This is a genomic window from Streptomyces sp. NPDC050806, assembly GCF_055586425.1.
Genome location: NZ_JBVJIF010000002.1, coordinates 708,465 through 722,616 on the forward strand (window position 1 = coordinate 708,465; position 14,152 = coordinate 722,616).

Annotated in this window: 13 protein-coding genes; 9 read left to right on the forward strand and 4 right to left on the reverse strand. The window is 74.5% G+C overall.

The features are described 5' to 3' along the window. The first annotated feature begins 3 nt into the window (after window positions 1-3). From benC to ACZ6WH_RS08675, 6 genes are all read left to right on the forward strand, one after another. Complete coding sequence (benC, locus tag ACZ6WH_RS08650) at window positions 4-1,014, forward strand: benzoate 1,2-dioxygenase electron transfer component BenC (protein ID WP_469726997.1); 1,011 nt, start codon at window positions 4-6, stop codon at window positions 1,012-1,014. Further along, a complete protein-coding gene (locus tag ACZ6WH_RS08655; RefSeq protein WP_469726999.1) occupies window positions 1,011-1,808 on the forward strand; it encodes a 1,6-dihydroxycyclohexa-2,4-diene-1-carboxylate dehydrogenase in 798 nt (265 codons plus the stop codon). Before benC ends, ACZ6WH_RS08655 begins: the two co-directional genes overlap by 4 nt. Window positions 1,809-1,854: 46 nt before the next feature. Continuing rightward, entirely contained in the window at window positions 1,855-4,758 is a 2,904-nt protein-coding gene (locus ACZ6WH_RS08660; protein ID WP_469727000.1) for an ATP-binding protein, read from the forward strand. 48 nt (window positions 4,759-4,806) lie between these two features. Continuing rightward, window positions 4,807-5,463: an alpha-ketoglutarate-dependent dioxygenase AlkB gene (locus ACZ6WH_RS08665; protein WP_432851376.1), complete on the forward strand. Its 657-nt coding sequence runs from the start codon at window positions 4,807-4,809 to the stop codon at window positions 5,461-5,463. Window positions 5,464-5,619: 156 nt separating this feature from the next. Next, window positions 5,620-6,414, forward strand: coding sequence for a 3-hydroxybutyrate dehydrogenase (locus ACZ6WH_RS08670; protein WP_469727002.1), 795 nt, complete (start codon window positions 5,620-5,622; stop codon window positions 6,412-6,414). A gap of 143 nt (window positions 6,415-6,557) precedes the next feature. Continuing rightward, the gene (locus tag ACZ6WH_RS08675; RefSeq protein ID WP_469727004.1) at window positions 6,558-8,540 is read left to right on the forward strand and encodes a helix-turn-helix domain-containing protein; all 1,983 of its coding nucleotides are present in this window, start codon (window positions 6,558-6,560) and stop codon (window positions 8,538-8,540) included. 17 nt (window positions 8,541-8,557) lie between these two features. Here the strand turns inward: ACZ6WH_RS08675 and ACZ6WH_RS08680 are convergent, their stop codons facing one another. After that, complete coding sequence (locus ACZ6WH_RS08680; protein ID WP_469727006.1) at window positions 8,558-9,940, reverse strand: MFS transporter; 1,383 nt, start codon at window positions 9,938-9,940, stop codon at window positions 8,558-8,560. Window positions 9,941-10,255: 315 nt separating this feature from the next. Between ACZ6WH_RS08680 and ACZ6WH_RS08685 the strand changes: the two genes are divergently transcribed. Continuing rightward, window positions 10,256-10,639 carry a hypothetical protein gene (locus ACZ6WH_RS08685; RefSeq protein ID WP_432851368.1) on the forward strand — a complete coding sequence of 128 codons (384 nt, stop codon included), beginning with the start codon at window positions 10,256-10,258 and terminating at the stop codon, window positions 10,637-10,639. Window positions 10,640-10,711: 72 nt separating this feature from the next. Here the strand turns inward: ACZ6WH_RS08685 and ACZ6WH_RS08690 are convergent, their stop codons facing one another. Continuing rightward, complete coding sequence (locus ACZ6WH_RS08690) at window positions 10,712-11,212, reverse strand: MaoC family dehydratase (RefSeq protein ID WP_469727008.1); 501 nt, start codon at window positions 11,210-11,212, stop codon at window positions 10,712-10,714. Window positions 11,213-11,240: 28 nt separating this feature from the next. On the opposite strand from ACZ6WH_RS08690, the gene ACZ6WH_RS08695 reads away from it, so the two are divergent. Next, on the forward strand, window positions 11,241-12,419 hold the full coding sequence (locus ACZ6WH_RS08695) for a cytochrome P450 family protein (RefSeq protein WP_469727010.1): 1,179 nt from the start codon (window positions 11,241-11,243) through the stop codon (window positions 12,417-12,419). Window positions 12,420-12,472: 53 nt separating this feature from the next. Beyond that, window positions 12,473-12,913, forward strand: a complete 441-nt coding sequence (locus ACZ6WH_RS08700) for an ester cyclase (protein ID WP_469727011.1) — start codon at window positions 12,473-12,475, stop codon at window positions 12,911-12,913. A gap of 252 nt (window positions 12,914-13,165) precedes the next feature. Here the strand turns inward: ACZ6WH_RS08700 and dhaM are convergent, their stop codons facing one another. Then, window positions 13,166-13,576 carry a dihydroxyacetone kinase phosphoryl donor subunit DhaM gene (gene dhaM, locus ACZ6WH_RS08705; RefSeq protein ID WP_469727013.1) on the reverse strand — a complete coding sequence of 137 codons (411 nt, stop codon included), beginning with the start codon at window positions 13,574-13,576 and terminating at the stop codon, window positions 13,166-13,168. Beyond that, window positions 13,573-14,139 carry a dihydroxyacetone kinase subunit DhaL gene (gene dhaL, locus ACZ6WH_RS08710; protein WP_432864131.1) on the reverse strand — a complete coding sequence of 189 codons (567 nt, stop codon included), beginning with the start codon at window positions 14,137-14,139 and terminating at the stop codon, window positions 13,573-13,575. The genes dhaM and dhaL overlap by 4 nt, the downstream gene beginning before the upstream one ends. Window positions 14,140-14,152: the final 13 nt, after the last annotated feature.

Here is a 14,152-nt window from a genome sequence, read left to right on the forward strand (position 1 = left end):
ACCATGAGCAGTTATCAGGTCGCCCTGACCTTCGAGGACGGCATCACCCGGTTCGTCACCTGCGGACCGCACGAGACCGTCGCCGACGCGTCCTACAAGGCACGCATCAACATCCCCCTGGACTGCCGGGACGGTGCCTGCGGCACCTGCAAGTCCCTCTGCGAGAGCGGCCGTTACGACGGCGGCGACTACATCGACGAGGCGCTGACCGACGAGGAGGCCGCGCAGGGGTACGCGCTGCCCTGCCAGATGACCCCGCAGAGCGACCTGGTGCTCCGCATCCCCACCACCTCCGGCGCCGCCAAGACCGCCGCCGCCACGCACGCCTCGACCCTGGTCGCGCTGGAGAAGCTGTCGGAGACCACCGTCGCCTTCACCCTGGAACCGGACGACCGCGCCGCGCTCGCCTTCCTGCCCGGCCAGTACGTCAACGTCGCCGTGCCCGGCACCGACGCCACCCGCTCCTACTCCTTCAGCTCAGGACCCGCCGAGGGCCAGGTCTCCTTCCTCGTCCGCCTCACCGAGGACGGCGCGATGTCCGGCTATCTGCGCGACCGCGCCCGGGTCGGCGACCGCGTCGAGTTCACCGGGCCGATGGGCAGCTTCTACCTCCGCGGGATCGAGCGGCCCGCGCTGCTGCTGGCCGGCGGCACCGGCCTCGCGCCGCTGCTCTCCATGCTGGAGAAGCTGGCCACCGAGCCCCCGGCCCACCCCGTCCACCTGGTCTACGGCGTCTCCGCCGACCGCGACCTGGTCCGCCTCGAAGCGCTCGCCGACTACGCCGAGGTGATCCCCGGCTTCACCTTCGACCACTGCGTCAAGGAGTACGTCACCGGCCGCCTGGAGCCGCGCCACCTCAACGACGGCGACGTGGACGTCTACGTCTGCGGCCCGCCGCCCATGGTCGAGGCGGTCCGCACGTACCTGGCCGAACAGGGCGTGACCCCCGCCCACTTCCACACCGAGAAGTTCGCGCCGACCGGCACCGCGCGGCTCGCGGGGGCCGCCCGGTGAGCGCCGCGCACTTCCCCGGCCGGTTCGCCGGCCGGAAGGCCGTGATCACCGGCGCGGCGCAGGGCATCGGCGAGTGCGTGGCCCGCCGGATGGCCGCCGAGGGCGCCGAGGTCGTCCTCGTCGACCGCTCCGAACTGATCCTGGAACTGGCCGCCGAACTGGGCAAGGACGGTGCAGCCGCGCACGCCGTCACCGCCGACCTCGAACAGTACGAGGGTGCCGAGAGGGCCGTGACCGAGGCGCACCGCGCGCTCGGCGGCCGCATCGACGTCCTGGTCAACAACGTCGGCGGCACCATCTGGGCCAAGCCCTACGAGCACTACACCCCCGAGCAGATCCGGGCCGAGGTGCAGCGCTCCCTCTTCCCGACGCTGTGGACCTGCCACGCGGCCCTCCCGCACCTGATCGAACAGCGTTCCGGCACGATCGTGAACGTCTCCTCGGTGGCCACCCGCGGCGTCAACCGCGTCCCGTACGCCGCGGCCAAGGGCGGCATCAACGGCATCACCTCGGCGCTGGCCCTGGAGGCCGCCCCGTACGGCATCCGCGTCGTCGCCACCGCGCCCGGCGGCACCGACGCGCCGCCCCGCCGGGTCGCCCGCGGCCCGGCCGCCGCCGACGCGCGGGAACGCGCCTGGTACCAGCAGATCGTCGACCAGACGGTCGGCTCCTCCCTGCTCAAGCGGTACGGGACCCTCGACGAGCAGGCCGCCGCGATCTGCTTCCTGGCCTCCGACGAGGCCTCGTACATCACCGCCTCCGTCCTGCCCGTCGCCGGCGGTGACCAGGGATGAGCGGCCCGCGCGAGCGTACGGCGCGCCGCGGCTAAGGTGAGTCCCGATGGACGATCACGACGTTTCGCCGCTTCTTCCGGACGGCGTGGGCGAGACGGTCCAGCGGGGCCCGGCGGGCCGGCAGGCCGAGCTGGCCGCCCTGGACCGGCTGCTGGCCGCCGCCCGCGCCGGACACCCCTCGATCGTCCTGGTCGAGGGGGCTTCCGGCATGGGCAAGACCGCCCTGATCGACCATTTCCTTCAGGAACAGCACGGCTTTCTGCAGGAGCAGCACGGCTTTCTGCAGGAACAGCACAGCCTGAATGATCAACAGGGCTTCTCTCAGGACCAGCACGGCCTCGACGAACCGCACGGCCGTCCGGACGAGCACACCGTCCGCGTGTACCGCGCGAGCGGCGTGCGCTGGGAGAACGAGCTGGACCTCGGCGTCGCCGACCAGCTCGCCAAGGCCGCGGGCGCCGCCCTCTTCCCGGACGGCACCGAGCCGTCCGAGCCGTCCGAGCCGTCCGAACCGCCCGGCCCGCTCGCCGCCGGCCGCCGGCTGCACGAGATATGGAGCGCCCACCGCCAGGACACCGCCGTCGTCGTCATCGACGACGCCCACTGGGCGGACGCCGCCTCGCTGCGCGCCGTCGCCTCCGCCGTCCGCCGGATGTCCAGCGAGAAGGTGCTCGTCGTGCTGGCCGCCGCCGACGACGCACTGCACCGGCTGCCGGTCGACGTGCTGGACTTCCTGGCCGCGTACCGCGACGGGGCGCTGCGGCTGGGCCCCCTCACCCCCGAGGACGTCCAGCAGCTGGCCTGGAGCGCGGGCCGCGTCGACCTCTCACTCCCCGCCGCGCGCATCCTCTGCCGCCACACCCGCGGCAACCCCCTCCACATCACCGACCTGCTCCAGGAAGTGCCCGCCGGCATCTGGCGGGACTGGCAGCCCGCACTGCCGGCGCCCCGGCGGTACGCCTCCGCGGTCCACCGCCGCCTCGACGCCTGCGGACCGCAGGCCCGCACCCTCATCGAGGCCTGCTCGGCGCTCGGCGAGTCGGTGCCGTTCGCCGAGGCCGCCGAGCTGTCCGGTGTCGCCGACCCGCTCGCGGCCGTCGACGAGGCCCGCCGGGCCGGCCTGCTCACCACGGCCGACGGCCCCGGACTGACCCTCCTCACGTTCCCGCACCCGCTCGTACGGGCCGCCGTGCACGGCGCACTCGGCCTCGTCGAACGCGGCGACCTGCACCGCCGCGCCGCGGAGATCGTCGAGGACCACGGCCGCCGCCTGATGCACCGGGTCGCCGCCACCCCCGCCGCCGACGCCGAGCTGGCCGACGACCTGGACCGGTTCGCCGCCGACCGGGCCGCCGAGGGCGCCTGGTCCCAGGTGGCCGGCGCGCTGGTCGCCGCCAGCCGGCTCACCCCGGCCCGCGCCACCCGTCGCGACCGCCTGCTGCGGGCCGTCGACGCCCTGGTCGGCGCGGGGGACCGGCCGCAGGCCGAGACCTTCGCCGCCGAGCTGGAGAGCTACCCGCCCGGCGCGCTGCGCGACTCCGTCCTCGGCTACCTCGCGATCACCCGCGGCCGCCCCGAAGAGGCCGAGGTACGGCTCACGCACGCCTGGGAGCGCTGCGACCCGGCCCGCCGGCCCGAGCTGGCCGCCGCGATCTGCCACCGCCGGGTACTGCACTCGCTCGGCCGCTGTCGCGCCGCCGACCTCGTCCACTGGGCCCGCAAGGCCGTCGACCTGGTCGGCCCGATGGAGCCCTCGGCGGTGGAGTCGGAGGCGATCCTCGGGCTCGGGCTCGCCGCCATGGGGCGCGCCGAGGAGGCCGCGCACGCCTACGACGACGTACTGGCCCGGATCTCCAGCGGCGCCCAGTCCCAGCGCGTACAGATGGGCCGGGGCTGGATGGACCTGGCGATGGACGAGCCCGAGGCCGCGCGGCGCGAGCTGGAGGGCGCCGTGCCCACCGGATTCCGGATGGGCTCCACCCGTATCTCGCTGTGGGCGCAGGCCTGGCTGGCCCGCACCCAGTTCGCGCTGGGCGCCTGGCAGGACGCCGTGCGCACGGTCGACCGGGCGGCCGCCCAGCTCGCAGAGGTCCGGATGGAGCTGCTGCGCCCGCTGGTGCACTGGACGGGCGCGCAGATCCACGCGCTGCGCGGCGACTGGGCGGCCGCCCGCCACCACGCCCGGCAGGCCTCCGCCGACATGCAGCACTACGAAGCGATGGTGGTGCCCGCCTGCCTGGCCCGCGCCCAGGTCGCCGAGGCCCGCGGCCAGTACGAGCGGGTGACCGCGGCGCTGGAGCCCGTCCTGCGGCTGCGGCAGCGCGAGGGCATCGACGAGCCCGGCTTCTGGCCCTGGCAGGACGTCTACGCCAATGCGCTGGTGATGACCAACCGGGTGCCCGAGGCCGACGCCTTCCTCAAGCCCTTCGAAGAGCTGGCCGCCGACCGCGGCCACCGCTCCACGATGGCCCGGCTCGGCTACGTACGTGGCCGGATCGCCGGGAGCGAGGGCGACCTGGACGCGGCCCGCGCCCACTTCGAAGGGGCGCTGGCCCACCTGGAGCACCTGCCGCTGCCGTACGACCGGGCGCGGGTGAGCTACGCGTACGGCCAGACGCTCCGCCGCGCGGGCAAGCGCCGGGAGGCGGACGCGCTGCTCCAGAACGCCCGGGACGCGTACGTGCTGCTCGGCGCCCGTACGTACGTCGAACGCTGCGAGCGGGAGCTGCAGGCCGGCGGCCTGAAACGGGGCGGCGCCGAGGACTTCTCCCGGCTCACCGCACAGGAGCGGGCGGTGGCCCGGCTGGTCGCGCGCGGGATGAGCAATGCGCAGGTCGCGTCGGAGCTGTTCCTGTCGGTGAAGACCGTGCAGTACCACCTCACGCACGTGTACGCGAAGTTCGGCGTGCGCTCGCGGGGAGAGCTGGCGGCCGTGTTCCGGGACTCCTGACCCGTACGGCATTCGCACAGAAATTCGAACACGGCGTACGCTGACCCCATGGCCACGCACGCCACCCACGCCTCTCGCGCCGCACACGTCCAGGGCTCGCTCTTCGACGGAGCCGAGGAGACGGGCCTGCGCCCGCTCGCCGGCGTCGAACGCACCGTCCTCGGCCTCGGCGCCTGGACGGACGTCCTCCCCGGCTGGCTCACCGGCGCCGACGAGGTCTTCGACGAGCTGGTGGGCAAGGTGCCCTGGCACGCCGAGCGGCGCCAGATGTACGAGCGGGTCGTCGACGTGCCCCGGCTGCTCTGCCACTACGGCGAGGGCGAGGAGCTGCCGCACCCGGTGCTGGACCGGGCCCGGGACGCGCTCAGCGCGCACTACGCGCCCGAGCTGGGCGAGCCCTTCCGCACGGCCGGCCTGTGCTACTACCGCTCCGGCGAGGACAGCGTCGCCTGGCACGGCGACCGCATCGGACGCGGCCGCACCCAGGACACCATGGTCGCGATCCTCTCCGTCGGCGAGCCCAGGGCGCTCGTGCTGCGCCCCCGCGACGGCGGCGGGCCGACCGTCCGCCGCTCCCTCGGCCACGGCGACCTCATCGTCATGGGCGGCTCCTGCCAGCGCACCTGGGACCACGCCATCCCCAAGACGGCCCGCCCGGTCGGCCCCAGGATCAGCATCCAGTTCCGGCCGCGGGGCGTGCGCTGAGAGGGCCGCCACCTGATGCGCTGACGCGCCCCGCCACCCACTGCAGTGAGAGCCCCGCCGGCGGACGCGCCGAGGGGCCCCGCCACATGACCGGACCACGCCTTGTGGGTCCCTCCCACATCGGTACGGGACCTCGCGCTGCTTAAGGTGACGCCCATGAGCGCCACCTCCACACCAGGTACCGCCCCCGCGTCCGGCCTCGCCGGCCGCACGGCACTCGTCACCGGCGCGGCCGGCGGCATCGGCGCGGCCTGCGCGCTGCGGCTGGCCGCCGACGGCGCCACCGTCCGCGCGGTCGACCGGGACGGCGACGGGCTCGCCCGGCTCGCGGAACGGGCCGACGGCCTGCCCGGCGCGCTCCGGCCCGTCGCCCTCGACCTCACCGACCTGGACGCCGCCGAGGAGAGCGCGGCCGGCGCCGACATCCTCGTCAACAACGCCGGCATCCAGCTCGTCCGCCCCATCGAGGAGTTCCCGCCGGACACCTTCGCGACCGTACTGAAGGTCATGCTGGAGGCGCCCTTCCGCCTCCTGCGCGGCGCACTGCCCCACATGTACGCCCAGGGCTGGGGCCGCGTCGTCAACATCTCCTCCGTGCACGGCCTGCGCGCCTCGCCGTACAAGTCGGCCTACGTCGCCGCCAAGCACGGCCTGGAGGGCCTGTCCAAGGTCGCGGCCCTGGAAGGCGCCGAGCACGGCGTCACCTCCAACTGCGTCAACCCCGGCTACGTCCGCACCCCGCTGGTCGAGAAGCAGCTCGCCGACCAGGCCGAGGCGCACGGCATCCCCGCCGAGCGCGTGCTGACCGAGATCCTGCTCGCCGACTCCGCCGTGAAGCGGCTGGTCGAGCCGGACGAGGTCGCCGAAGCGGTCGCCTACCTCTGCGGCCCCCGGTCGTCCTTCATCACCGGCACCTCGCTGTCCATGGACGGCGGATGGACGGCGCACTGACCTCGGAGCCCCCGGGACCCTCAGGGCCCTCGGGGTCCTCGGGGTCTGCCGGGTCATCGGGCGCTCCGGGGCCCTCGGCGGCCGGCGTGCCCGCCCCTCCCGCGGCTGGCGCGCCGCGGCGTACCGGAGGTATCCCTAGGTCCATGCCACCCCAGCAGTCCGCCGAGCCGTCCGCCGCACCGGCCGAGACCCCCTTCCTCGACCTGCTCGCCACCGGCGCGCCCGCCGAGGACTTCGAGCGCGCCGTACTGCGCGCCCGGGCCGACGGCGCCACCCCCGAGCGGCTCGCCGCCCTGGAACGCGCCAAGCTGCTCGCACTGCGGGTCCGCACCGAGCTGGAGGGGCGGCGCCGCCGCGAGGCCGAGCTGTCCGCGCTGTACGAGACCGCGCACGACTTGGCCGGGCTGCGCGACCTGGACGCGGTGCTGCGGGCCATCGTGCAGCGCGCCCGCTCCCTGCTCGGCACCGAGACCGCGTACATGACCCTCAACGACCCCGTCGCGGGTGACACGTACATGCGGGTCACCGACGGCTCGGTCTCCGCCCGCTTCCAGCAGCTGCGCCTGGGTATGGGGGAGGGGCTCGGCGGCCTCGTCGCGCAGACCGCCCGCCCCTACGTCACCGACAGCTACTTCGACGACCCGCGCTTCCAGCACACCCGGACCATCGACACGGGCGTACGCGACGAGGGGCTCGTCGCGATCCTCGGCGTACCGCTGAAACTCGGCAGCGGCGTCATCGGCGTGCTCTTCGCCGCCGACCGCCGGGTCCGGGTCTTCGACCACGCCGAGATCGCGCTGCTCTCCGCGCACGCCGCCCACGCGGCCGTCGCCATCGACACCGCCAACCTCCTCGCCGAGACCCGCAAGGCGATGACCGAGCTGGAGGCCGCCAACGAGATCATCCGCGACCGCAGCGGCGTCATCGAGCGCGCCTCCGACATCCACGACCGCCTCGCCGAGCTGGTGCTGCGCGGCGGTGGCGTACAGGACGTGGCCGCGGCGGTGGCCGAAGTCCTCGACGGCACCGTGGAGTTCACCGACGCCGAACGGGTGCCCGCCGAGGCCCTGGACCGCTCACGCGCCGCCGACGGCCACGCGGTACGCGACGGCGACGACTGGGTGGCCGCCGTCCGCTCCGGCAGCGAGGTGCTCGGCGCGCTCGTCCTGCGCGGCCACCCGCACCTGGACCCCGTCGACCAGCGCACCCTGGAGCGGGCCGCGATGGTGACCTCCCTGCTGCTGCTCGCCCGGCGCACCGCCGGCGAAGCCGAACAGCGGGTACGCGGCGAACTGCTCGACGACCTGCTGGACGCCCCCGACCGCGATCCGCGGCTGCTGCGCGAGCGCGCCGCCCGGGTCGCCGCCGACCTGGACGCGCCGCACGTCGTCCTCGCCGCGCGCATCGAGGACCCGGCGGGAGACGGAGCGGCCCCGGCCGACGGTGCCGTACGGCCCGGTGGGCCGAACGCCGTGGCGGGCCCGGACGGCGCCGGGGCCACCGGGCGGCAGCGCCTGTGGTCCGCCGCCTCCCACCTCGCCGCCACCCGCCAGGGACTGGCCGCGGCCCGGGACGCCGGCGTCGTCCTGCTGCTCCCGCTGGGCCGGGACGACGACCCGGGCGAGGCGGCCCGCAAGGCCGCCCGCCAGCTCGGCGCCGCCGTCCACGCACCGGTCACCGTCGGCGCCTCCGCCCCCGTACCCGCGCCGGCCGCCACGCCCGCCGCCGTCGCCACGGCCTACGCGCAGGCCCGGCGCTGCCGCGAGGCGCTGCGCGTACTCGGCCGCTGCGGCCAGGGCGCCGCCGCCGAGGACTTCGGCTTCCTCGGCCTGCTGCTGGCCGACGGCCGCGACGTCGACGGCTTCGTACGCCGCACGCTCGGCGAGGTCGTGGACTACGACGAGCGCCGCGGCACGGACCTGCTGCGCACCTTGAACGCGTACTTCGAGAGCGGCATGAGCCCGGCCCGTACGAAGGACGCGCTCCACGTGCACGTCAACACGGTCGCCCAGCGCCTGGACCGGATCGGCCGCCTGCTCGGCCCGGGCTGGCAGTCCCCGTCCCGAGCCCTGGAGCTGCAACTGGCCCTGCGACTGCACCAGCTGTCGGCGGCGCTGGGCGACTAGCTTTCCTGGTGGGCGGCTCAGCCCAGCCCCGCCTCCGCCGCCCGTGCGCTCTCCTTCGCCGGTGCGGATTCCGGCTCGACCGCCGCCAGGTCCCGGTTGCGGGTCTCCTCGGCCGCGTACAGGGCGATCAGGGTCAGCACCGCCGCGGCGATGACGTACAGCGCGATCGGGGTCGGGCTGCCGTAGTCCGCCAGCAGCGCGGTGGCGATCAGCGGCGCCGGCGCGCCCGCCGCGACCGAGGAGAACTGCGCGCCGATCGACGCGCCCGAGTACCGCATCCGGGTCGCGAACATCTCCGCGAAGAACGCGGCCTGCGGCGCGTACATCGCCCCGTGGAACACCAGCCCGACGGTCACCGCGAGCAGCAGCAGTCCGAAGTTCCCGCTGTCGACCAGCGCGAAGAAGGGAAACGCCCAGGCCGCGACCCCCAGTGCGCCGATGAGGTACACCGGACGCCGGCCCACGCGGTCCGAGAGCGCGCCCCACGCCGGGATCACCGCGAAGTGCAGCGCGGAGGCGATGAGTACGGCGTTCAGCGCGATCTGCTGGGACAGTCCGCTGTGCTCGGTGGCGTAGACGAGGACGAACGCCGTGAGCACGTAGTACGAGATGTTCTCGGCCATCCGCGCGCCCATCGCGATCAGCACGTCCCGCCAGTGGTGCCGGAGGACCGCGACGAGCGGCAGCCGCTCCGCCGCCGACTCCGTGCCCTTGCGCGCCGCCGCCTGTGCCAGCGCCGCCTTGAACACCGGTGACTCGTCCACCGACAGCCGGATCCACAGCCCGAGGATCACCAGTACGCCGGACAGCAGGAACGGGATCCGCCAGCCCCACGACACGAACGCGGCCTCCGGCAGCAGCGCGGTCAGCGCCGCGAGCACGCCGGTCGCCAGCAGCTGCCCGGCCGGTGCGCCGGTCTGCGGCCAGGACGCCCAGAAGCCACGCCGCCGCGCGTCGCCGTGCTCGCTCACCAGCAGCACGGCGCCGCCCCACTCGCCGCCCAGCGCGAAGCCCTGGACGAGCCGCAGCAGCGTCAGCAGCAGCGGCGCGGCCGAGCCGACCGTGGCGTGCGTGGGCAGCAGTCCGATGGCGAACGTCGCGCTGCCCATCATCAGCAGGCTCAGCACCAGCAGCTTCTTACGGCCGAGCCGGTCGCCGTAGTGCCCGAAGACCAGCGCGCCGACGGGCCGGGCCGCGAATCCGACCGCGTACGTCAGGAACGACAGCAGCGTGCCCACCAGCGGGTCGGAGTCCGGGAAGAACAGCTTGTTGAAGACCAGCGCGGCGGCCGATCCGTAGAGGAAGAAGTCGTACCACTCGACGGTGGTGCCGATCAGGCTCGCGGCGACGATGCGCCGCAGCCCGGCGGGGGATGGTGGGACGTGCGCGGTGGCGGCCATGGGCTCACTCCGGAACCGGAAGGGGGACGTTGCGATGTCGCCACACGGTAGGAAGCCGGGGACGGACCGCGTATGTGGCCGCGCACCACACTTCCCGGGGAGGGTGTGCGGGCGGCGGCCATGCCATCGGTGACGGCTCACCCGCCGGACCCCGGTTTCCGGACCGGTCCGCCCGGGCACCCGGCTGATCTCACTCGTACCGCTGGGCGAGTGACAATGCGTGGACACCCGCCCCTCCCGGTCGCACACGCGATCCCGCGGGGTGAGCCTGGACGGGGACGGTATCCGCGTACGGCTCGACAGGAAGGTTGCACAGTGGACAGCGCGCACCAGGAGACGCAGGCGGGGCACGCGGCGGAGGTCACGGTCGAGTGCAGCGGATGCAGGCCGGAGGATGCGCAGGCCATCTTCACCGCGCTGCGGACGTCCTTCGCGTCCGACCGCGAAGCGGACGACGCGCCCCGCGAGACGGCCGGTGGGGGACCGAGCGTGTGGACCGCGACCTTCGACGTCAATCAGGGTCGCGACAAGCCCGGGCCCACTCGGCTCTCCGCCCCGTGCACGGTCACCCTGCAGGGCGGCTACCAGGCGGTCGACCAGCTGCGGAAGGCGCTGCTGCCCGCCTTCGTGGTCTCCGTCGTCGGCACGGCGGCGGGCGACCAGGAGGAAGAGGTCCAGCTGCGCCTGGAAGGCCGCTAGGACCGGACCGTCGGCGAACGCCGGTACCGGGCCGTTGGAGAACCACTGGAACCGTTAGGACCGCTAGAACCGCTAGGACCGGTGGTCCGGCCTGCGGGCGAAGAAGTTCAGGGCCGTCAGGGTCAGCACCGATTCGTCCCGCTGGTTGAGCACCTCGATCCCGGTGCGCACGATGCCCCGGTCCGGCTTGGACCGGGAGACCCGCGCGTCCAGGATCGTCGTACGGATCGACAGTGTGTCGCCCGGCCGGACGGGCCGTACCCAGCGCAGTTCGTCCACGCCGGGTGACGCCAGGCTCGCCACCTTGCTGACGTAATGGTCGGCGTAGAGCCGCATCATCACCGCGCTCGTGTGCCAGCCGCTCGCGATCAGTCCCTTGAACGGCCCGTCCGCCGCCGCCACCGGGTCGGTGTGGAAGCTCTGCGGGTCGAACCGCCGCGCGAAGTCGAGGATCTCCTCCTCGGTGAGCGTGATGCTGCCGTAGGTGTACACCGCTCCCGGTACGTAGTCCTCGAAGTACCGCGCAGTGATGGGCGCTGCGAAGTCCGTGGCGTCCGATGGCGTCGTCGTCATGCGGGCACGGTATTACGGTACTGACACCATGAGCGCGCACCTGTACGGTCCGGACTTCTTCCGGGACCCCTACGCGACCTACGCCCAGCTGCGGTCCGCGGCCCCCGTGCACCCCCTCCCGCCGCGCGGCGACGGCCCGCCGGCCTTCCTCGTCACCGGCTACGCCGCCGCCCGCGCCGCGCTCGCCGACCCCCGGCTGTCCAAGGACACCGCGCGCTACTTCGCCGACCGGCCCACCAACCGTCGGCTGCACCCCGCGCTCGCTCACACCATGCTCGCCACCGATCCGCCGGACCACACCCGGCTGCGCCGCCTGGTGGCCCCCGCCTTCACCACGGGCGCCGCCGCCCGGCTCCGCCCGTACCTCGACGAGCTGACCGCCGAGCTGACCCGGGACTGGCGGCCGGGGGACACCGTCGACCTCGTCGCCGGGCTCGCCGTACCGCTCCCGGCCACCGTCATCTGCCACCTCCTCGGCGTGCCCGGGGCGGACCGCGCACAGCTCCGGGCCTGGTCGGACCAGCTGTTCGAGGCGGGTGCGCCGGACCGCATCGACGCGGCGTCGCACGAGGTGGCGGAGTATTTCGGCCGGCTCGTCGCGGACAGGCGCGCGGCGCCCGACGACGGGCTGCTGTCCGCGCTGATCGCCGCGCGCGACGGCACCGACCGGCTCGGCGAGGACGAACTGGTCTCGCTCGCCGTCCTGATCCTGGTCGCCGGGCACGAGACCACCACGAACCTCATCGGCAACGCGGTGCTCGCCCTGCTCGACCACCCGGACACCGCCGCCCGGCTGCGCGACCGCCCCGAGCTGGTCCCCGCGGCCCTCGACGAACTGCTGCGGTACGACTCCCCGGTGGGCGTCGCGACGTTCCGGTACGCCACCGAGCCGCTGACGCTGGCCGGGACGGACGTACCGGCCGGAGCGCCGGTGCTGGTCTCGCCCGGCGCGGCCAACCGCGATCCGGCGCGGTACGCCGACCCGGACGCGCTCGACCTCGACCGCGAGGCGGCCGGTCATCTCGCGTTCGGCCACGGCATCCACCGCTGCCTGGGCGCCCCACTCGCCCGCGCCGAGGCCACAACGGCACTGACCACCCTCCTCACCCGCTTCCCCCGCCTCCGCCCGGCCGTCCCTCCCGCCGAACTGCGGTACCGCCACACCCGGTTGATGCGAGGGCTGGAGGCACTGCCGGTGGTGCTGTGAGCCGACGGCCGGAAAACCCCGTCCATCCGTGCACGCGTGGGCACAATGGGCGCATGGATCACATGGACCACACCGAGACGACCATGGACCCTCTTGAGGCGCTCTACCGGCGCTGGCTCATCGACCTGTGGCACGGCGACTTCGCCGTGGCCGAGGAGATCCTCGCCCCCGACTTCGTCGGCCACTGGCCCACGTTCGATGTGCAAGGGCCGGGGGAGACCGCCGAGCAGATCCGCCGCTCGTACGAGTTCTTCGACGACATCAAGGTCACGCTCGACGCCGGCCCGGTGGTCGGCGACGGCATGGTGGCCGCGCGCTGGACGTTCCACGGTGCCTACCGCGGCGGCATCCCCGGCGCCACCGCGCCGCCCGGCACGCGGGTCGCCTTCGCGGGCCAGGACCTCTTCCGGGCCGCCGACGGCCGCTTCACCGAGTACTGGGTCGTGTCCGACGGCCTCGGCATGATGACGGCTCTGGGGGCGGTCGGCGCGTAGGCGGCTGCTGCTGCGGGCGCGCTGGGCGCGCTATGCGGGCGCGGGCGTACCGGGCCCATGACGCGGGCGTCCACGGCCTCCGGTACGCGGCCTGGCCGGTACGTCACCGGGCAGGCATGCGGCCGGGGCGGTGCGGGCGCCCCGGGTACAGGCGCCCGCACCGACCCGACCCCGCCCGGTCCGGCCGTGCCTCGCTCCCGGCCGTGCCTCGCTCACTCCTTGCGGACCTCGCTCACTCCTTGCGGACCTCGCTCACTCCTTGCGGTAGGAGTACGCCTCCGCGGCAGCCGTGGCCACCGCGTCCAGGTCCGCGCCGGCCGAGGCCGTGACCACGGCGGCCACCGCGCCCTCCAGGAACGGCGCGTCCACCAGCCGCGCCCCCTCCGGCAGTTCGTCGCCCTCGGCGAGCAGCGCCTTCACCGTCAGGACGGCGCTGCCCAGGTCCACCAGGACGGCCACGCCCGCGCCGCGGTCGACCGTACGGGCCGCCTCGGTGATCAGCTCGGCGCTCGTCCCGAGCCCGCCGTCGGGCGTGCCGCCCGCCGCCGCGACCGGCGCCTTCGCGTCGCCGCCCGCCAGCCCGGTGGCCAGCTCCGCGACCGACTCGGCCACCGCGCGGCTGTGCGAGACCAGCACGATGCCGACCGGTGTGTCCGCGCTCATCCGGTCACCTCCGCGAGTGCGGCGAACAACAACGCCGACGAAGTCGCCCCCGGGTCCTGGTGTCCGATGCTGCGTTCGCCCAGGTAGCTGGCCCGGCCCTTGCGGGCCTGGAGCGGGGTGGTGTCGACCGCGCCCTTCTCCGCGGCCTCGGCGGCGGCCGCGAAGGAGGTGCCCAGTGCCTCGACCGCCGGGTCCAGCGCGTCGAGCATCGTCTTGTCGCCCACTGCCGAGCCGCCGAGCTGAGCGACCGCTTCGACCCCGCCGCGGAGCGCCGCCCGCAGCTCCTCGGCGGTCACGCCCGGCGCGTCGCCCAGGGCCTTGCCCGCACGGCGCAGCAGTGTTCCGTACAGCGGTCCCGAGGCGCCGCCCACGGTCGAGATCAACTGCCGTCCGGCGGTGGTCAGTACGGCACCGGGCGTCGCCGGCGGTTCCGACTCCAGCACCTTGGCGACGGCGGTGAAGCCGCGCTGCAGGTTGCTGCCGTGGTCGGCGTCGCCGATGGGGGAGTCCAGCTCGGTGAGGCGCTCGGCCTCCTGGTTCACCCGGGCGGCGGCAGCCTGCATCCAGCGGATGAAG